The organism is Streptomyces sp. SBT349 (assembly GCF_001083795.1).
Classification (GTDB): domain Bacteria; phylum Actinomycetota; class Actinomycetes; order Streptomycetales; family Streptomycetaceae; genus Streptomyces.
In genome coordinates this window covers 1-23,241 of record NZ_LAVK01000093.1, presented here as the reverse complement: position 1 = coordinate 23,241, position 23,241 = coordinate 1, and the positions used below count along the sequence as shown (strand labels likewise).

Here is a 23,241-nt window from a genome sequence, read left to right as displayed (position 1 = left end):
CTTGGGCGCCAAATCGCCGCCCCCCGCCGGGGGCGATTTGGCGCCCAAGCGCGCCCCCCGGGGCGGGCGGCCAGCCACCACCACGACGAGAAAGCGAGCCCTCATGCAGTGCCCGAGCTGCCAGCGCCTCACCGGGACGCAGACCACGAACGGCTGGATGTGCACCCACTGCTCCCACACCTGGTCATGAGGACCGCGCCCCGGACGTCGCACCGGGCCTCCTCCACCAACCCAATCCGACCGAACCGGAGCCGACGATCTACCCGCTCTTCCTCTTCTGGCCACCCATCCCCGGCGGCAGTGACCACGACGGCCGCATGCACCGACCACAGCACCCACGCCAACCGGACCGCAGGCGGCGCACGAAGCAGCAGGCCACTCCCGCCGATCTCTCCCCCGCCCCAACAGACAGCCACGTGAAGGGGGAGACATGCTCGCGCGCCTGCTGCTCGCCTGCGGGTGCGCGATGATCTTCGGCCCGCTGCTGTTCGCCGCCGGATGCACGATCCTGCGCTGACACGACCACGGCCCGCTCAACAGGCGCCCTGTCAATGCCGAGTGGTCGGGGCTGGCGACCTCCGAGGCTTTACGCAGCCACGTTGGGGCGAGCCTCGAAGATCGGGGGCCCCATCGGGCAAAACGCGATCAGGCCAGGGGGCCCGATCCGCTGGCGAGCGTACGGGCCCCCGATCTCTCGCCCCAACGCAGCTCCCGCCCAAAGCCTCTCCGGCCGCCCGCAGCACGACACCTCAGGTCACGATCGAGCAACGGTTCCAGACGCCGCAAAACCGCAGGTCAGAGACCACCCTTAGCGCCGAAGCTGCGACCAACTCATGATCGGCGCCCGCCCGTTCACCGTTCGGGACATCGTCACCACCCACACCGGCCGGGGCACGCTGATCACCTGCACCACCGGTGAACACCTCACCCTGCTGCCCGGCACCGTCCTCTGGGCCGCCCGCCACATCGACCCCCGCACCACCCACCGCCGAGCGCCACGCCGTTCGCGCTAGCGGCGTGCGGTCCTGATGCGGGGCGGCGCACTTCGGAGTGGTTCGCGCCGCGGCACGCTCGCAGTGGCGTTTCCCCCGGGGTGGGTCACTGGGCGCTCGCGGTGGGGCGGACGATGATCTCGTTCACGTCGACCTCCGCGGGCTGGGAGATGGCGTAGGCGATGGCCTCCGCGATGGCCGAGGCGGGCAGTGCCACGGCGCGGTAGCTCTTCATCGCCTCCCTGGCCTCCGGGTCGGAGATCGAGTCGGCGAGTTCGGACTCGGTCACGCCGGGAGAGACGAGGGTGACCCGGATGTCCCCGGCGGATTCCTGGCGCAGTCCTTCGGAGATCGCGCGGACGGCGAACTTGGTGGCGCAGTAGACGGCGGCGGTGGGCGCGACCTCGTAGGCGCCCACGGAGGCGACGTTCAGGATGTGCCCGCCGCCCTGCGCGCGCATCACGGGCAGGGCCGCGGCGATGCCGTGCAGGACCCCCCGCACGTTCACGTCGATCATGCGGTTCCACTCATCGGTCCTGAGCGCCGCCAGCGGGGAGAGGGGCATCACGCCCGCGTTGTTCACCAGGGCGTCGATCCGGCCGTACGTGCCGACCGCCGCGTCGATGAACGCGTGCATGCCGGCCACGTCGGTGACATCCAGCTCTCGAAACGCCGCGGTGCCGCCCTCCTCGGTGATCTCCGCGACCAGCCGCTCCAGCCGGTCGGTACGGCGCGCGCCGAGAAGGACCCGGTGCCCGTCCGCCGCCAGCCGACGTGCGGTCGCCTCCCCGATGCCGCTGCTCGCGCCGGTGACGGCCACGGTCCTGGTGGTGCGCGTCATGTCTGCTCCTCCATGGTCGGGATGACGGCCGGTACCAGCGCCGCGACGCGTGCCGCGGGCCTCGTCGTGGCGGCCGTCGGCACGAGTCTGGGCAGCGGCGGAGGGACCGGCCAGGACAGGTTGTGCCGGGGTACGGCGCACCCAGGCACAACGGCCGGACCGGCCGCTAGCCTGATGTGGTGACCGGCAACGATCTCGGGGACTTCCTTCGCGCACACCGCGCACGGCTGCGGCCCGGCGACGTGGGCCTGGCCTCCTACGGTCGACGCCGGGTGGCAGGGCTGCGGCGCGAGGAGGTCGCCGTCCTGGCAGGCATGAACGCCGACTACTACGCCCGCCTGGAACAGGGCCGCGAGCGCGGCCCCTCGGCTCAGGTCCTCGACGCGATCAGCGGCGCCCTGCGCATGGACCACGAGGCACGTGATCACCTGTACCGGCTGGCGGACACCGTGCCGGGTGGTCGCCGGGCACAGCCGAGGGAGACGGTCGGCCCGGCGCTGGTCCGGTTGCTGGACGGGTACCCGGACACCCCGGCGTTCGTCCTCAACCCGGCGCTGGACCTCCTGGCCGCCAACGGGCTGGCCGGCGCGCTCTTCTCCCCGTTCGCGAGAGCGGACAACCTCGCCCGCATGACCTTCCTCGACCCCGCGGGCCGCGGCTTCTACGCGCAGTGGCACCGTGCGGCCGAGGCGGTCGTCTCCGGCCTGCGCCAGGCCACCGGCCTCGAACCGCACTACCCACGCCTGCGGGAGCTGGTGAGCTCCCTCACCGCGACGAGCGAGGAGTTCACCGCGCTCTGGTCCTCGCACACCGTCTACGGGAAGACCTACGACACCAAGGAACTCGTCCACCCCGACGTCGGATCCCTGTCGCTGACCTATCAGTCCTTCGACGTACGCGGAGCGCCAGGCCAGCAGCTCGTGATCTACCACGCGGAACCAGGAAGCCCCAGCTCCCAGGCGCTCTCCCTGCTCGGCAGCCTCAACGCCACACGCCAGGGCTCCGGCTGACCGGACCGGGCCGGCTCACAGCCGGTGGTACACCCACACCCCCGGTTCGACGTAGACTGCGACGCCGTGCTCGACGTCGCAGTGGACCGGCACGAGCGCGCCGGGCACCACGACCGGTCCCGTCTCGTCGAACGGCAGGCCGGTCCAGGAACGCCACTCCTCCAGCGTGCCGGGGATGACCATCGCGCGTTTGCAGGTGCCGACGATCCGGCCGCCGGCCCGGACGTGGACGCGCAGCCACGGATCCTGCGGCAGACCGTCCTCGCGGACCAGCCGCGCGTACTCCTCGATCGGCATGTCCGGGACCAGATGCTTGCGGTTCGGCCGTACCGGGGCGACCAGATGCTCGAACCCCAGGCGGGCCGCGTTGTCCCGCATCGCCGCCAGCATCGTGCCGGACAGGCCGGTGCCCTGGAGATCCGTGGGAATGGTGATCTCCAGCGCCGAGACCATGTTCGGCTCGCGGCCGATCTGGCGATCGCGCGCCGAGCGCCAGATCACCCCGTCCCACCCGTCGGCGGGGAGTTCGCCGAGCGCCGGGTCGCCGTCCCAGGCGAACGGTACGCAGAACGCGCGGGCGACCGCCTGGTCCGGGGCGGCGGCGTCATAGGCGATCAGCCCGTATTCCGGGTGCGCGGTCCTGACGTCGCTGTAATAGAGCGTGGCCATGGGGTCCTCATCCATGAAAGCGGGCCATGGCTCGGTCTCCGCGTTCGCGAAGGAGGACTTCAGGGTGGGCCGCTCGGCGAGCGTCACGATGCGCAGATCCATGCTCGGACCGTAGGCATGTCGGCAGGCTCGGGCACCTGATTATTGCGCCCGCGGCAACGCCCCGGCCCCGGCCGCCGCGAGCCCTTGCGGGGCGTGGCCATCGCGTCCGGCGGCCCGCGCCATCCTCGCCGACATCGAACAACGGCACCGCCACCACCTCGGCGACGACACCTACCGCCTCTTCAAGACCACGCTGGAGACCGTCGCACGCGCCCAACGCGCCTGGCGGCGGTGATGGCCCGGGGTGCTGGTGGTCAGCGTTCGGGCCGCTCCTCCAGCGCGGGGAGCAGCTTGTCCAGCGTGATCGGCAGGTCCCGGACGCGGACCCCGCAGGCGTGCCACACCGCGTTCGACACCGCGGCGGCCGTGCCGACGATGCCGATCTCCCCGATGCCCTTGGAGCCCATGGCGTTGACATGGGGGTCGTGCTCGGCGAGCCAGTGCGCCTCGATCTCGCCGACGTCCGCGTTGGCCGTGATGTGGTACTCGGCGAAGTCGTGGTTCACCACATGGCCGGTGCGGGGGTCGAGCACGCTGTTCTCGTGCAGCGCCATGGACAGCCCCATCGTCATCCCGCCGACGAACTGGGACCGCGCCGTGCGCGGGTTGATGATCCGGCCCGCGGCGAACACGCCGAGCAGGCGCGGCACCCGTACCTCGCCCGTGTCCGCGTGCACGTGCGCCTCGGCGAACTGCGCGCCGAAGGCGTGCATCGCGTAGCGGCCGTCGGGCGGCCCGACGGTGCCGGACGCCTCGGCCCCCTCCGGCGGCTCGCTCCCGTACCGGTCGCGGAAGGCGCGCGCGGCCTCGACCACGGCCGAGCCCCACGTCGTCATGCCCGAGGAGCCGCCGGCCACCGACGCCATCGGGTAGTCGGTGTCGCCGATCCGCGCCTCCACCCGGGAGACCGGCACGCCGAGCGCGTCCGCGGCGATCTGCGGCAGCGTGGTCCACGTGCCGGTGCCGAGGTCGGCCGCGCCGATCTCGACGACGTAGCGGTCCCCCTCCCGCCGGATCGTCGCCGTCGAATTCGGCAGCCGGTGCACCGGGTAGGTGGAGGCCGCGACCCCCGTGCCGACCAGCCAGTCCCCGCTCCGGCGCACGCCGGAGCGCGGGTCGCGCTCCGGCCAGCCGAACCGGGCCGCGCCCTCCCGCAGGCAGCCGACGAGGTTCCGGCTGGAGAACGGCTTGCCCGAGCCGGGTTCGACGTCGGGCTCGTTGCGGACCCGCAGGTCGACCGGGTCCATGCCGAGGCGCTCGGCCAGCTCGTCCATCGCCACCTCGGGGCCGAACATGCCCGGACACTCGCCGGGGGCGCGCATCCAGGACGGCACCGGGACGTCGAGGGCGGCGAGCCGGTGCGTGGTCCGCCGGTTCGGCGAGGCGTACATCATCCGGGCGGGCACGCCCGTCTGCTCGGCGAACTCCTTGATCCGCGACGTCTGTTCGACCACGTCGATCGCCAGAGCGGACAGCCTGCCGCCGCGGTCGGCGCCGAGGCGGCACCGCTGGATCGTCGGGGTGCGGTAGCCGGCGAGGGAGAACATCTGCTGGCGGGTCAGGGCCAGCCGCACGGGGCGGCCGGGGACCGCGCGCGCGGCCAGGGCGGCGAGCACCACGTTGACGTGCGGCTGCCCCTTGGACCCGAAGCCTCCCCCGACGTACGGGCAGACGACCCGGACCCGTGCCACGTCGAGGCCGAACACGGACGCCAGGACGGCACGCGTCGAGTGGACGCCCTGCGTGGACTCCCACAGGGTGAGGAAGCCGTCCCCCGCCGGGTCCCAGAGGGCCACGGTGGCGTGCGGCTCCATCGGGTTGTTGTGGTACATCGCGGTGGTGTACGTCCGGTCGACGGTCACCTCCGCGCCCGCCATGGCGGCGTCGACGTCGCCCTCGGCGGTGTCGGTGGGGAAGTCCGGGTTCACCTGCTCCGGCGCGTACAGGTCGTCGCGATCGGCCCGCAGTTCGGCGTCGTGCGCCGCCCGCGCGTAGGTCACCCGGACGAGCTCGGCGGCGTGCCGGGCCGCCTCCGAGCTCTCGGCGACGACCGCGGCGACGACCTGGCCCCGGAAGGCGACCTCCTCGTCCTGGAGGGCCGCCAGCTCCCTGTCCTCGGTGGAGGCCAGGCGCTCCGCGGTGCCGGGGGTGAGCACCGCGACCACGCCGTCAAGCGCTTCGGCGGCGGTGGCGTCCAGCTCACCGACCCGCCCCCGCGCGATCGTGGCCTGGACGAGGTGCAGGTAGGCGGCGTTCTCCAGCGGGGCCTCGTAGGCGTAGGCGGCGGTGCCCAGGACCTTGGCGGCCCCGTCCCGGCGTGGCAGGTCGCGGCCGATGGCGTCCGGTTCGCTCAGGAAGGTCATCAGGCATCCTCTCGGGCCAGGTCGCGCAGGGTGGCGGCGAGGGTGCGGCGCAGCAGGGGGATCTTGAACGCGTTGCCACCGTCCAGCCCCTCGGCCGGCCGGGCGTCGGCGAGTTCGGCGTCCGCGGCGGCGCGGTAGCTCCGTTCCGACGCCGGTGCGCCCCGCAGCGCGTCCTCGGCCCGGTGGGCGCGCCACGGCGCGTGCGCCACGCCGCCGAACGCGACGCGCGCGTCCACGATCACGCCGTCCTGGACGTCGAGCGCGGCGGCCACGCTGACCAGGGCGAACGCGTACGAGGCACGGTCGCGGACCTTCCGGTAGGCCGACCGGCGGGCGAGGGGCTGGGCCGGCAGGTCGATCGCGGTGATCAGCTCACCGTGCTCCAGCACCGTGTCGCGCTCCGGGGTGTCGGCGGGCAGCCGGTGCAGTGCGACGAAGGGGATCTCGCGCTCGCCGCCCGGGCCGAGCACCCGCACCCGCGCGTCGAGCGCGGCCATCGCCACGGCCATGTCGGACGGGTGGACCGCGATGCAGTGCTCGGAGGCACCGAGGATCGCGTGGTTGCGGGTCCAGCCACCGATGGCGGAGCAACCCGAGCCCGGCTCCCGCTTGTTGCACGGCGTCGTGACGTCCTGGAAGTAGACGCAGCGGGTCCGTTGCAGCGGGTTGCCGCCGGTGGTGGCCATGTTGCGCAGCTGCCCCGACGCGCCCGACAGCAGCGCCTGGGACAGCACGGGGAACCACGCGCGCACCCGCGGGTCCGCAGCGAGTTCGCTGTTGCTGACGCCCGCGCCGATCCTGAGGGCGCCGCCGCCGAGCTCCTCGACCTCGGCCGGCAGCAGATCGGTGACGCCGACGACCAGGCCGGGTTCGACGACGCCCAGCTTGAGGTGGTCCACCAGGTTCGTACCGCCGCCGAGGAACACCGCGGTCGGGTCCCCGGCGACGCCGCGCACGGCGGCCGCCGCGTCGGGAGGGCTCCGGTAGTCGAACGGCTTCACTCGCCGACCTCCGTACCGGCCGCCCGCCGGGCGGTGGACGCCGCGGCGGCCTGCTGCACGGCGGGGACGATGTTGACGTAGGCCGCGCAGCGGCACAGGTTGCCGCTCATCCGCTCGGCCACCTCGGCGCGGTCGAGCTCCGGCGCCTCCGTGCCGCCGGTGACGGCGCTCGGCCAGCCCCGCGCGAACTCGTCGAGCATCCCGGCCGCGGAGACGACCTGCCCCGGGGTGCAGTAGCCGCACTGGAACGCGTCGCGGTCGATGAAGGCTTGCTGCACCGGATGCAGGTCGCCGTCGGCGTGCTGTCCTTGGGCGAGCTGTCCTTCGGCGTGCCGCACGTCCGCCGTGGCGGCCTCGGCGGCGAGCCCCTCGGCGGTGACGACCCGGGCGCCGTCCTGGGTGACCGCGAGGGTGAGGCAGCTCAGCACGCGCCGCCCGCCGGACAGCACCGTGCACGCGCCGCACTGCCCGTGGTCGCAGCCCTTCTTGGGGCTCGTCACCCCGAGCCGTTCGCGCAGGGCGTCCAGCAGCGTCGTGCGCGTGTCGATGGTCAGCCGGTGCCGTGTCCCGTCGACCTGCACGGTGATGTCGGTGTTCATCGCCCGCGGGTTCCCCGCACCGGCTCCGCCCACACGGGGCGCGGCGCCGACTCACCCGGGTGGCGGCGTGGGGTGAGGGCGCGGCGGTCACCGCGGCCCGCCCAGGCGACGTGACCCGGCGGGCGGCGTAACGGTGGACCAGGGCCGTGAGGTGGCGCCGGTCGTTCCGGGTGGAGGCTGGTGCGGGACAGCCGGACGGCGGCGCGCGGCGGGGACGCCGTCCAGCCGGCCGGTGGGGGCCGCTAGCCGTCCGCCAGGCCGTGGCGGGCGGCGTAGAGGGCGAGGTGGACCCGGGTCGGGCTGGCCGTCTTGCGCATCAGGCTGGCGACGTGGGTCTTGACGGTGGTGACGCCGACGTGGATGCGACGGGCGATCTCGGCGTTGGACAGGCCGGCCGCGACGCGGCTCAGCACCTCGCGTTCGCGGGCGGTCAGTCCGGCCACCGGATCCGTTCCGGGCGTGGGGCGGCGCTCGGCCCACGAGCGGGTGGCCTGGCCCACGAGCCGCTGGAGCACACCGGAGCTGAACGGACTCCCGCCGACCGCCGCCCGGCGCACCGCCTCGGTCAGCTCGGCCGGGGCCGAGTCCTTGGCGAGGAAGCCGCAGGCGCCGGCGGCCAGCGCCGGGTAGAGATGGTGGTCGTCGTCGAAGGTGGTCAGCACCACGACCCGGGTGGCCGGGCGGGCCTGGAGGATCTGCCGGGTGGCGGCGATGCCGTCCACCGAGCCGGGCATCCGCAGGTCCATCAGCACCACGTCGGGGCGGGTCGCGTCGGCCTGCCGCACGGCCTCGACGCCGGTGGCGGCCTCGCCGGCGACGCGGATGTCGTCGGTCGACTCGCAGAGCATCCGCAGCCCGGCGCGGATCAGCGGCTGGTCGTCCACGAGCAGGGTCGCGATCATCGGGCCTCGCCCAGGCGCGCGGCCGTGGGGCTCGCGGCACTCTCGGGGCCCGTGGCACCCTCGGGGCCCGTGGCGCGCACGGGCGCCGTGGCGTCGAGGTCGGCCGGGAAGGCGGCGGCCAGCCGCCAGCCGCGGTCCTCGCCACGCGGCCCGGCGGTCAGGGTGCCGCCGAGCAGGTCGATCCGCTCGCGCAGCCCGATCAGCCCGTAGCCGGACCCGGCGGCCGGGGCGGCGGGGCCCGGGGCGGCGCCGCCCTCGTCCGTGACCTCGACACGCACGTGGCCGTCGGTCACCGCCACGGTGACCCGGGCCCGCGCCCCCGCCCCGGCGTACCTGGTGGCGTTGGTCAGGCCCTCCTGGACGACCCGCAGCACGGCCAGCCCGCGCACCGCGTCCAGCGGGGCGATGCCGGGGGCGATGTGGCGCTCGACGCGGAGCCCGGCCTGCTCGCTGCGGTCCACCACCGTGCCCACGGCCCCCGGCAGCTCGGCCGGGTCCATCAGCAGCGGGCCGCGCGCGTCCTCCCGCACGGCCGCCGGGTCACGCAGGGCCCCGACCAGGCGCCGCAGGTCGGTGAGGGTGGTGGTGGCGGAACTGTGCACATCGTCGAGCACCGCGCTCACCCTGGGGTCGAGCCCCGGGATGACGGCCCGCGCCACGCCCACCCGCAGCGCCACCGAGGCCACGTGGTGCGCCACCAGGTCGTGCAACTCCCGGGACAGCTCGGTGCGTTCGGCCAGCCGGGCACCCTGGGCGGCCAGCTCGCGGCGCTCCTCGGCCTCCCGGGCGCGGGCACGGGCTTGCGCCAGCGCCTGGCGGGCGGCGCGCAGATAGGCACCGAGCAGCAGCGGGGCGACGGTGACGGCGGCCACCCGGTAGCCGGTGGCGAGCACGCCGTTGGCGTCGTCGTGGTCCGGGACGACGAGCAGGTAGGCGAGAGCGAGCACGATGGCGCCGATCACGGCAGTGCGCGGCGGGCGGCGCACGGCGAGTTCGAGCAGGGCGACGCTCGCGATGACCTTGGCCGTGACGGGCGTCGCCTCGGTCAGCGGGGCGGAGGCGACGACCAGCGCGGCCTCGGCGATCGCGACGCCCAGCGGCCGGACGCCGCCGGCCAGGAAGATCACGCCGGCCGCGAGCGTGACCGCCCAGTCGGCCGCGGTCGGCTCGGTGTCCTGCATATAGAGCAGGTAGCCGGGCCCGGCCACCAGCAGGGGGAGGAGGCGGGCCGGACCGAAGCGGTCGCCGACCGCCCGCCCCAGCCATGTCATCAGCACCACGGGCACGACAGTAACCCGCGGCCGGGCGGCGGCCCTCCTCCTCCCGGAGGAGGCACGCCTCCGCCAAGTGGCCGCCCGTACCGGCCGGAACGCCGATGCGCCCGGCGGGCCCTTCGCGGAGGGTGGGCCATGTCGCTGTCCAGGGAAGACGACAAGGAGATCGATGGCCGTGCGTTCGGAACATGCCCTGTTCGTCGGGGAGTTCCTCCGTGATCCGGTGAAGACCGCTTCGGTGGTCCCGAGTTCGGCGGTACTGGCCGCGCGGATGGTGGCGGCGCTGCCCGAGCGCGGCGACCCTGTCGTCGTGGAACTCGGTCCGGGCACGGGGGCGTTCACCGCCGCCATCCAGGAGCGCCTGGCCGGGCGCGGGCGCCACGTGGCGGTGGAGCTGAACGACCGGATGACGGCGCACCTGCGCGGCCGGTTCCCCCGCGTCGAGGTGGTGACGGGCGGGGCGGACGAGCTCCCGGGGATCGTGGCCGACCGCGGCATCGCGGCGGCGGACCTGATCGTCAGCGGCCTGCCGTGGACGGTGTACTTCGGCGGGGAACGGGCACTGGCGTCGACGATCGCGTCGGTGCTGTCGCCGCAGGGCGCCTTCACGCAGTTCACGTACGCGTGGACGAGCTGGACCCCGCCGGCCCGGCGGCAACGGGCGCAGCTGCGGGCGGCGTTCGAGGAGGTGGTGCTCAGCCGTACGGTGTGGCGGAACGTGCCACCCGCGTTCGTCTACGTCGCCCGGCGCCCCCGCGTGCACGGACCGACCGGACCGGCCGGACCCGAAAGCGCGGAGCGGGCCCCGGCCGCGCTCCCAGCCGTGCGGTAGGGCGGCGCCGGCTCGGACGTCAGGAAGAGGCGACCTGTGCGCTCACCTCGGCGGAGTAGGTCAGCACTCGGGTGTAGACGCCGGGGAAGCCGGGACGGGCACAGCCGAGCCCCCACGAGATGACGCCGACCAGCACGCCGTCGACCACCAACGGCCCGCCGCTGTCCAGGGAGCAGGCGTCCACGCCGCCTTCGGGCAAGCCGGCGCAGACCATGCCGGGGGTCTGGACCTGCCGGGTGTGGGACGCGTAGGACACCTCGCAGTCCGCGTCCGCGACCATCGGGACCTCGGCGGTCCGCAGGTGGTCGGAGACGGGCCCGTCCTCCCGCGTCAGGCCCCAGCCAAGGATGCGGGCGGGGGTGCCGGGGACGTACAGATGCGTGTCGTTCGGCCCGGCGAACGGCACGGTCGGGAACGGCATTTCCTCGGCGAGGGTGAGCACGGCGATGTCGTGCACCTGCGGGCCCCCGTCCCAGTCGGGGTGCGTCCAGATGTCGGTCACCGCACGGTGTGTGCCACCGGGGCCCACGCGCTCCTCGCGCCCGCCTATCACCAGGAAGCCGTCGGGAGACGAGCCGCCCACGCAGTGGGCGGCGGTGACGACCTTGGTCGGTGCGACGAGAGCGCCGCCGCACCGCTGCACCTGTACGGAGGAGGCGCTGTCCGCGAGCTGCATCACGAACGGGTACGCGGCGGTGGTCGTGGATTCGCCGCCCACGACGAGCGTGGATGGCCCGCCGCCGGAGGCGGTGCCGGCGCTCGCGCTGCCGGGCAGGGTGAGCACGGCCGCCAGGCCGGCGGCGAGCAGGGCGAACGCCGCTTCGCGGCGGCGGGATAACCGGATGGACATGGAGCTCCCTCTTCAGTTCATGCATCGTGACGCTGCCGCCCGATCTCGGGCAACGCAGAGGCAACGCCGTTGTGACGGAAGGCATCGCGAGCTGCTGTGGCCCGACGCTAGTGAAGCCGCGGAGGGTTTGGCAGTGTGAGATTTTTCTGGCGGGTGGTCGGCGCGTCCGGAGGACTGGTCACCACCACCGACGATCGGGCCCCCCGAAGCGGTGTCACCGGTAGGGTCGTTGCGGTCATGACCCGTCGCGGACGTGGGGGAACGCGCTCCGGGATGTCACGGGGGAATTGCCGTGCGGAATGGTTTCCCAGTCGGGGAGGGTATGTGAAAAGGGAATTGCTCCGGTTGCCCTTGGACGGAGGCGGCTCGATCCTGGTCGATGCCGATCCGGGTCCGGACGAGGAGGGGCCGGTGAAGGCCGGGCGGGTCGCCGACGCCGTTCGGGAACTGCCGCGCAGCCTCCAGGACGCCCTGGCGCCGGTCGGCTCGACGGCGCGGGCGGTGCTGGGCCGGCTGAAGGAGACCGGGGCCGACGAGGTGGAGGTGGAGTTCGGGGTGGATCTGTCGGCCGAGGCGGGTGTGGTCATCACCAAGAGCCAGGCGTCCTTCCACCTGAAGGTCCGGGTGTTGTGGCAGCGGGACGGTACGGAGCCCGGCGAAACGGCGGGCGGGGAGGCCGACGCCGCTCAGGCGTGAGACGACGGAGCCGGGGGGACGGCGAGCGTGGAACGAACGCTTGAACTGAGGTACAGGGGCGACGAGGATCCCGTACGGGCGGCCGTGGTCCAGGTCCGGGACGCGAGCGGTCGCGTGGTCGGCGCGGGATTCCTGGCCGGGCCGGGGACCGTGCTCACCTGTGCGCACGTGGTGGAGGCGGCGGGGCAGGGGCCGGGTGGCGAGGTGGAGCTGGTCTTCCCGCAGTTGCCGCGCGAGCCGCGCGCCCGGGGGCGGGTGCTGCGCGACGGCTGGCGTGCCGTCGACCGGGAGGATGTCGCGGTCCTGCGGCTGGCCGAGACACCCCGGGGCGCCCACCCCCTGGGACTCGCCCCCGCGGCCGAGTGCCGTGGGCACGGGGTGTCCGTCTTCGGGTTCCCGGCCGGGGCCCGGGAGCAGGGCCATCCCGTCAGGGGGGTGGCCAACGGCGTGTACCGGTCCGGCAAGGCCGGGCCGCTGCTCTACCTGGACCGGGCCAACGGGGTGACCACCGGATACAGCGGCGGGCCCGTGGTGGACGTCGACCTGGGCCTGGTGATCGGCATGGTCACCGAGATCCGCGCGCCCGACGCGCATCTGCGCGGCCAGGACGTCGCGTGCGCGACTCCCGTCGAGGTGCTGCGCCAGTCGTGGCCCGAGCTGACCGTTCAGCAGCACGTCTGTCCCTACCGGGGACTGGAGTCGTTCGCCCGGCAGCACGCGGAGTTCTTCCACGGCCGTGACGTACCCGTGGAAGGGGTGCTGCGCGCGTTGAGCGGGCCGGGGGTCCTGCTGCTGGGTCCTTCGGGGTCGGGGAAGAGCTCGCTCGTCCACGCCGGGGTGCTGCCCGCGCTCACCGCGGGCCGGGTGCCCGGCGCCGAGCGGTGGCTTCCGGTCACCGCCCGACCGGGGCAGGACCTGGTGGACGGGCTGGAGAGGGCCGGGCTGTCGGGGGCCGGGACGCTCGGTCTCGCGGGAGCGGCGGAACGTCTTCTGGCCGGGCAGCCGCGGTACGACCGGGTGCTGCTGGTCATCGATCAGTGCGAGGAGTTCTTCGCCGAGCACGCCGGGGCGCCGATCGCGGGCGGCGGGAGTCCGGACGTTCTGGATCAGCTCGCGGCGGCGATCGACTCGCACGCGCCGCTCAGCGTGGTCCTGATCATGCGGAACGACTTCTATCCCGCGCTGGCCGCCGCCGCGCCGCGCCTCCTCGACGTCCTCCAGCGGATTCGGGGCATCGTCAACATCCCCGGCACGCTGGGCGTCCCGGAGCTGGAGGCCATCATCACCGAGCCCGCCGAGGCGGTCGGCCTTCGCCTCCAGCCGGGACTCGCCGAGCAGATCATCCGCGACCTGCTGAACACCGCTCCGGAGGGGCCCGGAGCACGGGCGGTTCCGGTGGCCGTGCTCCCCCTGCTGGAAGTGGCCCTGACCCGGTTGTGGGAGGGCCGGTCGCGGGGCGCCGGGACCCTCACGCTCCACTCCTACCAGGGGGTGACCGGCAGCCTGAACGCCTGGTGCGAATCCGTCTTCGCCGGCCTCCGCGAGGACCAGCGCCGGGTCGCCTCCGGCATCCTCACCGCTCTGGTCCGGCCCGGTGATGCCGCTCGGGCGATTCCGCCCACGCGTCAGCGGAGGTCCGTGGACGAGCTGCGGGACCGCGCCACCGACCCCGCCCTGCCCCGGCACCTGTTCGATGAGACGCTGCGGATACTCACCACCCAGCGGATCGTCGTGGTCGACGGCGCCGGTGGATCCGGCCCCGGGGCCGGGGCGGCGGTGGTGGAGCTCATCCACGAGACGCTGATCCGCGAGTGGCCCCGCCTGCGCCAGTGGGTGACCGAGGACGGGGAGTTCCAGGTCTGGCAGGAGTACGCGGAGGACAAGCACCGGAAGTGGGCAGGCAGCAGGAATCCGGCTGACCTGCTCACCGGCACCGACCTGGAACAGGGAATCGAGTACCAGGGGAAGGGCCGGGGCCTGACCGCCTCGCTCCGCGCGTTCCTGGCCGCGAGCCGGCACCGGCAGCGGGCCGGGGTCCGCCGGGCGCGCACCGTCGCGGCCGTGCTCGCCGGCCTGCTCGTCGTCGCCCTCCTCGCGGCGGGCCTCGCCTTCCAGGCCCGGCAGAGCGCCATCGACGCGCAGCAGACCTCCGTCTCCCGCCAACTCGCCGCCCGTTCCTCGGCCATGCTCGGCATAGACGAGGACCTCGCCGCCCTGCTCGCCATCCAGGCGTACCGTACGGCCCCCACCACCGAGGCCGCCGCCAGCCTCGACGCCGCCGCGGGAACGCCCCTGCGCTACGTCTACAACGGGCACCGGGAGAACGTGGTCTCCCTGGCCTTCGGCGGAGGAAACGTGCTGGTGACCAACGCCGACGACGGATCGGTCCACCTCTGGGAGACCGATGGCACGCACCTGACCACGATCGCCGACGTGGGCCTGACCGACACGGTGGCGTTCAGCCCCGACGGCACCACCCTCGCCACCGGCGGCGAGGACGGCAAGATCCAGCTGTGGGACCACACCGAGGGGGAACTCGTCCGGACCGAGGCGTGGATCGCCCCGTTCGGCGTGACCACCCTGGCGTTCAGCCCGGACGGAGCCACCCTCGCCGCCGGCGGCGGCCAGGACGTCCGGCTGTGGGACACCGAAGGGGACTTCATCCGGTCCCTCGGCGACGGGGCTCCGGCGCTGGACGGCGCGGTCATGTCGATGGCGTTCAGCCCCGACGGCCCCCTCGCCACCAGCACCGACGAGGGCGAGGTCCATCTGTGGGACGCCGAAGGGGAGTTCATCCGGGCCGTCGAGGACGACGACGGGGTCGACGTGGACAGCGTGGCGTTCAGCCGGGACGGCACCACCCTCGCCGCGGGCGGCGAAGACCGGTACGTCCGGCTGTGGGACATGGAGGGCGAGGAGGAGGAGCCCCGGCGCCTGCTGTCCGGCCACACCGACAGGGTGACCTCGGTGGCGTTCAGCCCCGATGGCAGCACCATCGCCACCGCCAGCCGGGACGACACGGTACGGCTGTGGGACAGCGCGGAGGGCACGCTCTACCGCACCCTCATCGGCCACAGCGGCGCGCTCAACACGCTGGCGTTCAGTCAAGACAGCGCCATCCTCGCCACCGGCAGCGACGACGATTCGGTGCGCTTGTGGGACATCGAGGAGATCCACCCCCTGGCCACCGGATACACGACGGCCCTCAGCGCGGATGGCACCCGGGTGGCGACCGGCGACAACCTCGGATCCACCTCGCTGGTCTCGTTGGACGGTTCACCCCCCCTCACCTACGAGGCCGGTCCGGATTGCGCCATCACGTCGTTGGCCCTCAGCGCGGAGGGCGAAGCGCTCGCCGTCGGATGCTTCCCCTCCGGTGTGATGACGGCCGATCCGTCCGGCGACGTCGGCCTCCTGGAACTCGACGGGTCCGCGATGGACTGGTTCGACGCGGATACCGTGGTGTCGCTCGCCTTCGGCCCGAACGGCGCGTCCCTCGCCGTCGCGTTCGAGTCTGGCGACATCTGGCTGGCGGACACCCGCACCCACCCCGGCCGTCTCACCCACCGCGTCGCCGAGTTCGGCGACCTGGCGGCGTTCAGCGCGGACGGCGAAACCCTGGCCGTCGGTGTGGGCACCACGGTCGAGCTGTGGGACGTCGACACGGGTGAGCTCCTGGACACCCTCGAAGGCCACCGCGACTCCATCGCGTCGCTGGCGTTCAGCCCGGACGGCACGACCCTGGCCACCGGCGCCCGGGACGACGAGGTGCGGCTGTGGGATCTCACCGGAGACGACCGGTCCCCGGTGACCCTGCCCGGTCACCGCGACTGGGTGGGGGCCGTGGCGTTCAGCCCGAACGGCAGGATCCTGGCCTCCGGCAGTGACGACGGGACCGCGCGCCTGTGGGATGTGGACGCGGAGAAGTCGCGCGCCGTCCTCACCGGACACGCCGGATTCGTGCAGCAGGTGGCGTTCGACGAGGAGGGGACCACTCTCATCACCGCCAGTGGTGACAGCACCGCGCGCCGGTGGGACGCCCGCCTCCTCACCCCCCAGGAGGCCATCGAGGAGATCTGCGCCTCCATCCACCGCGATCTCACGGATCAGGAGCGCTCCGACCACCTGCCGGACCGCGCGCACGAGGGGCCCGCGTGCCCCCCTCGCTGACCCGCACGACGCGGGCCGCGACCCCGCTGCCGGTCGAGACGGGTCCGCGGCCCAGCTGAGCTCAGGGCCGCCGCCGGAACGGGGCGAGTGTGGCACGCGCGAGGTCGGCGGCGCCCCAGTCGGGGTCGAACTGGGCGATCACGGCCAGGTGCTGGCGGAGTTGGAGGATCGGCATGCGTGCGCGCCAGTCGCGGTCGAGCCCGGTCAGCTCGGCGTACAGCCCGAAGAACACGTGCGCCTCGGGCGGCGGCGCCGTCGTCCACAGGTGGGCCAGGTCGACCTCGGCCCACGTGTACGACACGGCCGGGTCGATCAGCGCGGGCCGCCCGTCGGGGGTGGCCATGACGTTCAGCGCCCACAGGTCGCCGTGCGTCAGGCACGCGGGCCCGGCCGGCAGCAGCTCGGGCAGCCGGTCGCACAGCCGCTCAAGCGCCGCCCGGTCCGCGGCGTCCAGCGCCTCCCGGACGCGACGCTCGCCGAGCCAGCGCAGCAGGCGGTGCCGGGCGAAGAACGCGAACCCGTCGTCGTCCCAGGTGTTGACCTGCCGACGACGGCCCAGCCAGTTGTCCCGGTGCCACCCGAATCGGGGGTGGCGCGTGGTGGTGTGCAGGTGGGCGAGCGCGTGCGCGAGCTGTTCCCAGAAGGCTCCGGTGCCCGGCCGGGGCCGCAGCACGGACAGCACGAGCAGGTCGCGGTCCGCGAGGATGATCTCGGGCGTGGGGACGCCGCCCGCCTCGCGCAGCACCGTCAGCCCCTCGGCCTCCGCGGCGAAGGCGTCGTCCGACGGCGGCTCGCCGAACGCCCTGACGAACGCCTTGACGAACACCGACGTGCCGTCGCCGCGGCGCGCGAGCCCCGCGGTCGCGGCGAGGCCCCCGCTGACCGGCTCGACCGCGACGACGTCGGTCAGGCCGGCCGCGTGCAGGCGTGGGAGCAGGAAGGACGTCGCGTCTGTCACGGGGGCGCCGCTCCTTTCAGCGTCGGCCCGCGCGGGTGCCTCGCGGGTCACGTAGATCCTGCACCACAACCTCCGCCCCGTCCGCCGCGAACCGTTGACGGCCCGACGCCGAACCCTTAACGTCCGTGCTCTCAACTTCCGGGAATCTTCCGGAAGTTTTCGGGACAGCCGATCATCTGGGAGAGCACCGATGAGATCCGTCCGTTCTGCCGCCATCGCGCTCGCCTCCGCCGCCCTCGCCCTGCCGCTGGCGGCGGCACCGGCCACGGCCGATCCCCACGACCGCCAGGACCGCCAGGAGACCCCCCGTTCCTGGCACCCCTCACACCGGCCGTTCGACCGCCTGCGCTGGGCCGCCCCCGAGGGGTTCGTGGTGGGAACCGCCGTCGCGGGCGGCGGGCACCACCTGGAGCAGGACTACCCGGACCCGTTCACCTACGACCGGGAGTACCGCGGGGTCCTGGGCCGCCAGTTCAGCTCGGTCTCCCCCGAGAACCAGATGAAGTGGGAGTTCATCCACCCCGAACGGGACCGCTACGACTTCGGGGCGGCGGACGCCATCGTGGACTTCGCCGAACGCCACCGCCAGGTGGTGCGCGGGCACACCCTCCTGTGGCACAGCCAGAACCCCGCGTGGCTGGAAGAGGGCGACTTCACCGACGACGAGCTGCGCACCATCCTCCGCGAGCACATCACCACGGTCGTCGGCCGTTACGCCGGCCGGATCCAGCAGTGGGACGTGGCGAACGAGATCTTCGACGACCAGGGCCGGTTGCGCACCCAGGACAACATCTGGATCCGCGAACTCGGGCCGGGCATCGTCGCCGACGCCTTCCGCTGGGCGCACCAGGCGGACCCGGAGGCGAGGCTGTTCTTCAACGACTTCGGCGTGGAGAGCGACAACGCCAAGAGCGACGCCTACCACGCGCTCGCCCAGGAGCTGATGGCCCAGGGAGTGCCCGTGCACGGGTTCTCGGCACAGGCCCACCTGAGCACCCGCTACGGATTCCCGGGCGACCTTGAGCAGAACCTGCGCCGGTTCGACGAACTCGGCCTGGAGACGGCCATCACCGAGCTGGACGTGCGGATGGACCTGCCGGAGAGCGGCCGACCCACCCACGCGCAGCTGCGGCAGCAGGCCGACTACTACGAGCAGGCGCTGTCGGCCTGTCTGGCCGTGCCGGGCTGCGACTCGTTCACCATCTGGGGCTTCACCGACCGGTATTCCTGGGTGCCGGTGTTCTTCGAGGGCGAGGGCTCCGCCACCGTGATGACCGAGGACTACGTCCGCAAGCCTGCCTACGACGCGCTCCTCTCCACCCTGCGTGAGGCGCGGTGGAACGGGGACGGCCACCACCGCCGCGACCGCCCGTAGCGACCGGCTCCCATTCTCTCCGCGTCTCGGCCCGTTCATTCGATCCGCACTTTCGAGATTCGGAAACGAGTTCTTATTGCTCTTCCGGGTCTTCGCCTCGTCACAGTTCTGTCATCGAGGGTTCCCGCCGGAATTCCTCACCCCTAGAGTGAAAGGAGGACGCTACACACAATGGGGGGGTGAGGCCGATGTCCGTCGTAGAGATCGTCGTAGCGCTCATCACGTCCGGGCCCGCATACATCCTGGCCTTGCATGCCATCCGCCATGAGCAACGAGAGCGTCGGCAGTCGTCGCGCGAGCAGTCCGGCAGCTGCGGGGCCCATCCCCCGCCGGAGAGGGATGGGGCCTGGGCTCTGGCGGCCTGACCGCTCTGCGCCCGTTTCTCCGGACCTCGCGCCGAATCCGCCGTGCGCCGCAGCCGGAATTCCCGCCGCGGCGGAGCGGGGAATATCCCGCACACGGTGCCCCATTCGGCCGGGCGCGTCACCGGGTCAGCCGCAGAAGTCCCGGTGCGCGAGGTCGGGAAAGAGATCCCGCCACCGGCCCCGCGCGCCTATGGGTCGCGTAAGGATCGGCCATCGCTCGAAGAGAGGCGGCGGCCGGTAGATGTGGCACCCGGCACGGCCTCCCGTCCGCAGAAAGGTGCCACCCATGAACGCCACGTCCCGACGATCCGTCCTCGGCCTGATCGGAGCGGCCCCCCTGGCGGCCGGGGGCGTGGCCGGCGCCTCCGCCCCGGCCGCCCGGGTGCCCCGTGAGCTCCGCCCGGGAGGTGAACTCGACCGGTACCTCACGGAGCTGGCGGAGGAGGGCACGTTCACCGGCAGCGTGCTGCTGACCCACCGGGGCGACACCGTCCTGGCCCGCTCGCACGGAATGGCCAACCGGGACGCGGGGATCGCCAACGCCCCGGACACGATCTTCCACCTCGGCTCGGGCACCAAGCTCTTCACCGCCGTCGCCGTCGCCCAACTCGCGCGGCGCGGCGCTCTGCGGTTCCAGGACCCGATCGGCAGGTATGCCGACGGTTTCCCCCCGGAGATCGCCGAGACCGTCACCGTGCACCACCTGCTCACCCACTCCGCGGGCATGGGGAACTTCCAGCAGTCGGCCGAATACCAGGATCAGGCGCCCACGTGGGAGACCCACGACGAGATGATGAACGGCATCCTGGACATCGTCCGGGCGACGCGGCTCGACTACGCGCCCGGCGCGGGCCAGCGCTACAGCAACTCCGGCTACGTCACCCTCGGCGCCGTCCTGGCCGGGGCCGCCGAGCGGAACTACTTCGCGTACATCAGGGAACACGTCTTCCAGGCCGCGGACATGACCACCGCGGACTTCTCCAGCAAGCACGAGTGGCGCACGAATCCGCTGTTCGCCCGCCCCTACACGCACCAGGACACGGAGTCGGAGGAGCCCGTCGACGCGATCGAGCGGCACGACTCCACCGGCACCCCGGCGGGTGGCTCCTTCGCGAGCTGCCGCGACCTGGACCGCTTCTGCCAGGCCCTGCGCTCGGGCGACCTGCTGGACCCCGCCTCCGTGTCGCTGGTGCTGACCCCGAAGGCCCCGCTGCTGCGTCCGCCGCCGCAGGAGCCGCCGACCCGGCCCACGGCGGAGGGAGCCGAGGCGTTCTACACCTACGGCGCCTCCACCTACGTCGCCGGGGACCGCTGGGCGGTGGAACGCGGCGGCGATTCCCCCGGGGTCTCCGTCGGCTTCACCGTGTTCCAGCCGGACAACGACTGGGTGCTCGTCTCCCTGAGCAACGTCGACGCGCTGCCCCGGGACGGCCAGAAGATATCGCCGGCCCGCCTCATCACGGACGAGGCGACGCGCATCCTCGGCGAGCGGTGAGACCCGGCCGCCGTCCGGCACCCCCTACCGCTGCCGCGATCCCGTCACTCGACTGACCGAACCCCGCACCTCTGACAGGATCGTGCGCATGACTGGCTCCTCATCAGGTGCGGTCCCGCGGTCCGAGGCGCTGATGGCGTGGGCGCGGGGGGCGGGCTTGGTGACGGACCCCCGCGAGGAGCGGCGTCTTGCCGCGATGCGGTTGGAGGTGCTGGCCGGTGGCGCCGTGCCGGGGGGCCGCGCGGCGGACGTCGCGCTGACGACGCAATGGGCGGCGTTCATCTGCTGGGTGGACGATCACATCGACCGGCGCGGGCTGGGGTCCGTCCCGGGTGAACTGGAACGGTTCACCGCGTCGTTGCGCCGGGTGCTCGCGCCCGGCGAACGGTCGGGTGCGGCGACGGCTCCGCACGCGCTGGTGCTGGCGGGGCTGTGGGAACGCACGGCTTCGGGCATGTCCGCCGGGTGGCGGGAGCGTTTCACCGCGGATTACACCGACTTCCTGGACGCGTCCGAGGAGGAGGTGGCCCTGCGTCGCGCCGGGGCCCGGCTGCCGCTGAGGGAGTACGTTCGCCTGCGGCGTCGCACGATCACCCTGCTGCCCATGCTGGACGTGCTGGAACACACCGGCCACGCCCCCCTGGTGGAGGCGCCGGGGGTGAACGCCCGGGTGCGGGACCTGCGGTGGGCGGTGGCCGATGTCGCGGGCTGGGTGAACGACCTGGCCTCGGGGGCCGACGACGCGGCGGTGGGCCAGGACAACCTGGTGGCGGTCGTGGCCCGGGAGTACGCCTGCTCCCCCGCACGCGCCCGCGGGCGCGTGGCGGCCATGATCAGGGAACGCCGCTCCGGACTCGCCACCACCGCGGCGGAGTTGCGGGCGGGCTCCGGCCTGCTGCGGGAGCGTGGCGAGGACCTGCGCCGCCACGTTGATCTGGTGGAGACGTTCATGGCCGCGACTCTGCGCTGGCTGGCCACCACCGGGCGTTTCGCCCCCGGCACCCGGGCGCATACATCCGTTGGGCCGGCGGAGCCGCCCGCTTGACAGCCGGACCTCTGTCACCAGACGCGGCCGGGAAGCGACCACGTCCAGGACGGACCCCCATGCGCATACCTTCCGCCCCCGGCGGCCTGCCGTACTGGCCCCGTACCGCGTTACCCTCCGGCCTGGTTCCCGCCACCGTCCGGCTGCGCGACCGCCTGCTCGCCCGGGTCGGCTCGGACGGGGCGGTGCGCGCCCCGTGCGACAGCCGTGTCCTGGAGACCGCCCTGATGCTGGCCCTCCTGGACCGCACCGGCCGGGAGCCCGCCGCGCGGAGCCGTTTGGCCGCCTGCCTGTCCACGCACCGCGACGCGTCCGAGCCGCTCGACCGGCTGCTGGCGCTGGCCGCCCTGGACGGCCGGGCGGTGAGGGACCACCTGGACGTGGACGCGTTCGTCGCGAGGGCGCCGGAGTTCACCGGCCCCCGTAAACGCGCCTTGCTGCACGCGGTCCTCCTGCTGCTCGGCGCCGCCCCCGCCCCACGCTTCCCCGCCCCCGAAGCGTTCTCCCCGAACGGCCTGCACAGCTGGGCGCGCGTCCAGGTCACCGCGGTCAAGGTCATCCTCGCCCACGCGTGCGGCACCCCCGGCCGCGTCGAGGAACGCGATCTGGAACTGCTGCGTTCCACCCAGCGTGCCGGGGAGGTGTGGGAGGGCAACCTCCTCATCCACCTGTCGGTGTTGCACGCCCTGGCCCCGCTGCCGCGTCACGACCGCCTGGTCTCCCATGGGATCCGCACCGCGCTTCAGCACCAACGCGCCGACGGCGGGATGCCGTTCATCCGTGACGAGGACACCTGGGTCACCGCCACCGCCGGGGTCGCCCTGCACGCCGCCGCGGCTCCCCCGGCCGCCGTGAACGCCGTCGCCCGGCGCCTCGCCCGCATCCAGCATCCCGGCGGCGGCTGGTCCTACACCGACGGCGCCCGACTCGCCGACGTGGACTGCACCTCGGTCGCCGCCGAAGTCCTCCACCTGGCGGGCCACGGCACCCACCACGCCCGGATCGACCGCGCCCTGGGCGCCCTGCACCGCCTGCGGGGCAACGATGGCGGGTTCCCCACCTACCTGGCCGGGGCGCCGTCGGAGGCGGGCATGACCGCCGCCGCCGTCAACGCCCTCAGCACGCGGGGACCGGTGCACCGGGCCGCGCTGGGTGCGGCGGTCGCCTGCCTCGCCTCGCAGCAGCGCCCCGACGGTTCCTTCCCTCCGGACTGGAGCCGCAGCCGGCTGCACACCGTCTTCCGGGCCACCCTCGCCGCCCGCCACCACCTCGGCACGAGCACCGCCGAAGGCCCCGCGCAACGCGTCATCCGGCGGGCCGTCACATTGGTGCGGGCCTCCCAGAACCCGGACGGCGGCTGGGGCCAGCAGGACGGCGACGCCAGCGACGCCCTGAGCACCGCCTACGCCCTGATCACCCTCAGCACGCGGGCCCCGGCGACTCCCACCGTCGCGCGGGGCGTTGACTACCTGCTCGCCCAGCAGCGCACCGACGGGTCCCTCACCAGCGTCCCGGACTCGATCGGGCCCCGCCCCTTCGGCTTCAGCGTCCCGGCACTCGCCGACGTCTTCGCGCTCCTCGCCCTCGGCCACCTCACCCGGCGCCTGGCCCCCGCACCGCCGGCGCGGATACGGGCCGCACGGTCCGTCGCTCTGGAGGAGCCCGCCGCTCCCCGGTGACCCGGCCCTCCACCGCCCGAACC

At 73.6% G+C, this 23,241-nt stretch carries 18 protein-coding genes; 9 read left to right on the top strand and 9 right to left on the bottom strand.

Annotation, left to right across the window (positions count from 1 at the left end; genetic code table 11):
• Positions 1-833 precede the first annotated feature (833 nt).
• Positions 834-1,013 carry a hypothetical protein gene (locus ADY01_RS14175; RefSeq protein ID WP_049571836.1) on the top strand — a complete coding sequence of 60 codons (180 nt, stop codon included), beginning with the start codon at positions 834-836 and terminating at the stop codon, positions 1,011-1,013.
• Positions 1,014-1,098: 85 nt separating this feature from the next.
• Here ADY01_RS14175 and ADY01_RS14170 read toward each other — a convergent pair whose 3' ends face one another.
• Complete coding sequence (locus tag ADY01_RS14170; protein WP_049571833.1) at positions 1,099-1,833, bottom strand: SDR family oxidoreductase; 735 nt, start codon at positions 1,831-1,833, stop codon at positions 1,099-1,101.
• A 179-nt stretch (positions 1,834-2,012) separates the two neighbouring features.
• Here ADY01_RS14170 and ADY01_RS14165 point away from each other — a divergent pair, with 179 nt between their 5' ends.
• The gene (locus tag ADY01_RS14165; protein WP_049571839.1) at positions 2,013-2,843 is read left to right on the top strand and encodes a helix-turn-helix transcriptional regulator; all 831 of its coding nucleotides are present in this window, start codon (positions 2,013-2,015) and stop codon (positions 2,841-2,843) included.
• A 15-nt stretch (positions 2,844-2,858) separates the two neighbouring features.
• Here the strand turns inward: ADY01_RS14165 and ADY01_RS14160 are convergent, their stop codons facing one another.
• The 6 genes from ADY01_RS14160 to ADY01_RS14135 form a co-directional block, all read right to left on the bottom strand.
• Positions 2,859-3,614, bottom strand: coding sequence for a hypothetical protein (locus ADY01_RS14160; protein ID WP_049571830.1), 756 nt, complete (start codon positions 3,612-3,614; stop codon positions 2,859-2,861).
• Positions 3,615-3,868: 254 nt separating this feature from the next.
• Entirely contained in the window at positions 3,869-5,977 is a 2,109-nt protein-coding gene (locus ADY01_RS14155) for a xanthine dehydrogenase family protein molybdopterin-binding subunit (protein WP_049571828.1), read from the bottom strand.
• Positions 5,977-6,978: an FAD binding domain-containing protein gene (locus tag ADY01_RS14150; protein ID WP_049571824.1), complete on the bottom strand. Its 1,002-nt coding sequence runs from the start codon at positions 6,976-6,978 to the stop codon at positions 5,977-5,979. The genes ADY01_RS14155 and ADY01_RS14150 overlap by 1 nt, the downstream gene beginning before the upstream one ends.
• The gene (locus tag ADY01_RS14145) at positions 6,975-7,577 is read right to left on the bottom strand and encodes a (2Fe-2S)-binding protein (protein ID WP_049571821.1); all 603 of its coding nucleotides are present in this window, start codon (positions 7,575-7,577) and stop codon (positions 6,975-6,977) included. The genes ADY01_RS14150 and ADY01_RS14145 overlap by 4 nt, the downstream gene beginning before the upstream one ends.
• Positions 7,578-7,819: 242 nt before the next feature.
• Positions 7,820-8,479, bottom strand: a complete 660-nt coding sequence (locus tag ADY01_RS14140; RefSeq protein ID WP_049571818.1) for a response regulator transcription factor — start codon at positions 8,477-8,479, stop codon at positions 7,820-7,822.
• The gene (locus tag ADY01_RS14135; RefSeq protein WP_078900297.1) at positions 8,476-9,750 is read right to left on the bottom strand and encodes a sensor histidine kinase; all 1,275 of its coding nucleotides are present in this window, start codon (positions 9,748-9,750) and stop codon (positions 8,476-8,478) included. The genes ADY01_RS14140 and ADY01_RS14135 overlap by 4 nt, the downstream gene beginning before the upstream one ends.
• Before the next feature lie 172 nt (positions 9,751-9,922).
• Between ADY01_RS14135 and ADY01_RS14130 the strand changes: the two genes are divergently transcribed.
• Positions 9,923-10,585, top strand: a complete 663-nt coding sequence (locus ADY01_RS14130) for a class I SAM-dependent methyltransferase (protein ID WP_049571811.1) — start codon at positions 9,923-9,925, stop codon at positions 10,583-10,585.
• A gap of 19 nt (positions 10,586-10,604) precedes the next feature.
• Here ADY01_RS14130 and ADY01_RS14125 read toward each other — a convergent pair whose 3' ends face one another.
• Positions 10,605-11,435 carry a S1 family peptidase gene (locus ADY01_RS14125; RefSeq protein ID WP_049571806.1) on the bottom strand — a complete coding sequence of 277 codons (831 nt, stop codon included), beginning with the start codon at positions 11,433-11,435 and terminating at the stop codon, positions 10,605-10,607.
• A gap of 345 nt (positions 11,436-11,780) precedes the next feature.
• Between ADY01_RS14125 and ADY01_RS14120 the strand changes: the two genes are divergently transcribed.
• Positions 11,781-12,131 (top strand): CU044_2847 family protein, encoded by a 351-nt coding sequence (locus ADY01_RS14120; RefSeq protein WP_234320225.1) that lies wholly within the window; start codon positions 11,781-11,783, stop codon positions 12,129-12,131.
• A 27-nt stretch (positions 12,132-12,158) separates the two neighbouring features.
• Positions 12,159-16,301 carry a trypsin-like peptidase domain-containing protein gene (locus ADY01_RS14115; protein WP_078900296.1) on the top strand — a complete coding sequence of 1,381 codons (4,143 nt, stop codon included), beginning with the start codon at positions 12,159-12,161 and terminating at the stop codon, positions 16,299-16,301.
• Positions 16,302-16,362: 61 nt separating this feature from the next.
• Here the strand turns inward: ADY01_RS14115 and ADY01_RS14110 are convergent, their stop codons facing one another.
• Complete coding sequence (locus ADY01_RS14110) at positions 16,363-17,259, bottom strand: fructosamine kinase family protein (protein WP_049571797.1); 897 nt, start codon at positions 17,257-17,259, stop codon at positions 16,363-16,365.
• A 190-nt stretch (positions 17,260-17,449) separates the two neighbouring features.
• On the opposite strand from ADY01_RS14110, the gene ADY01_RS14105 reads away from it, so the two are divergent.
• The 4 genes from ADY01_RS14105 to ADY01_RS14090 all read left to right on the top strand — a co-directional run bounded on the left by ADY01_RS14105 (position 17,450) and on the right by ADY01_RS14090 (position 23,218).
• Complete coding sequence (locus tag ADY01_RS14105) at positions 17,450-18,634, top strand: endo-1,4-beta-xylanase (RefSeq protein WP_049571796.1); 1,185 nt, start codon at positions 17,450-17,452, stop codon at positions 18,632-18,634.
• Between the two features lie 651 nt (positions 18,635-19,285).
• Positions 19,286-20,494, top strand: coding sequence for a serine hydrolase domain-containing protein (locus ADY01_RS14100; RefSeq protein WP_049571793.1), 1,209 nt, complete (start codon positions 19,286-19,288; stop codon positions 20,492-20,494).
• 88 nt (positions 20,495-20,582) lie between these two features.
• On the top strand, positions 20,583-21,539 hold the full coding sequence (locus ADY01_RS14095) for a terpene synthase family protein (protein WP_159001198.1): 957 nt from the start codon (positions 20,583-20,585) through the stop codon (positions 21,537-21,539).
• A gap of 59 nt (positions 21,540-21,598) precedes the next feature.
• Positions 21,599-23,218 carry a prenyltransferase/squalene oxidase repeat-containing protein gene (locus ADY01_RS14090; protein WP_049571787.1) on the top strand — a complete coding sequence of 540 codons (1,620 nt, stop codon included), beginning with the start codon at positions 21,599-21,601 and terminating at the stop codon, positions 23,216-23,218.
• Positions 23,219-23,241 lie beyond the last annotated feature (23 nt).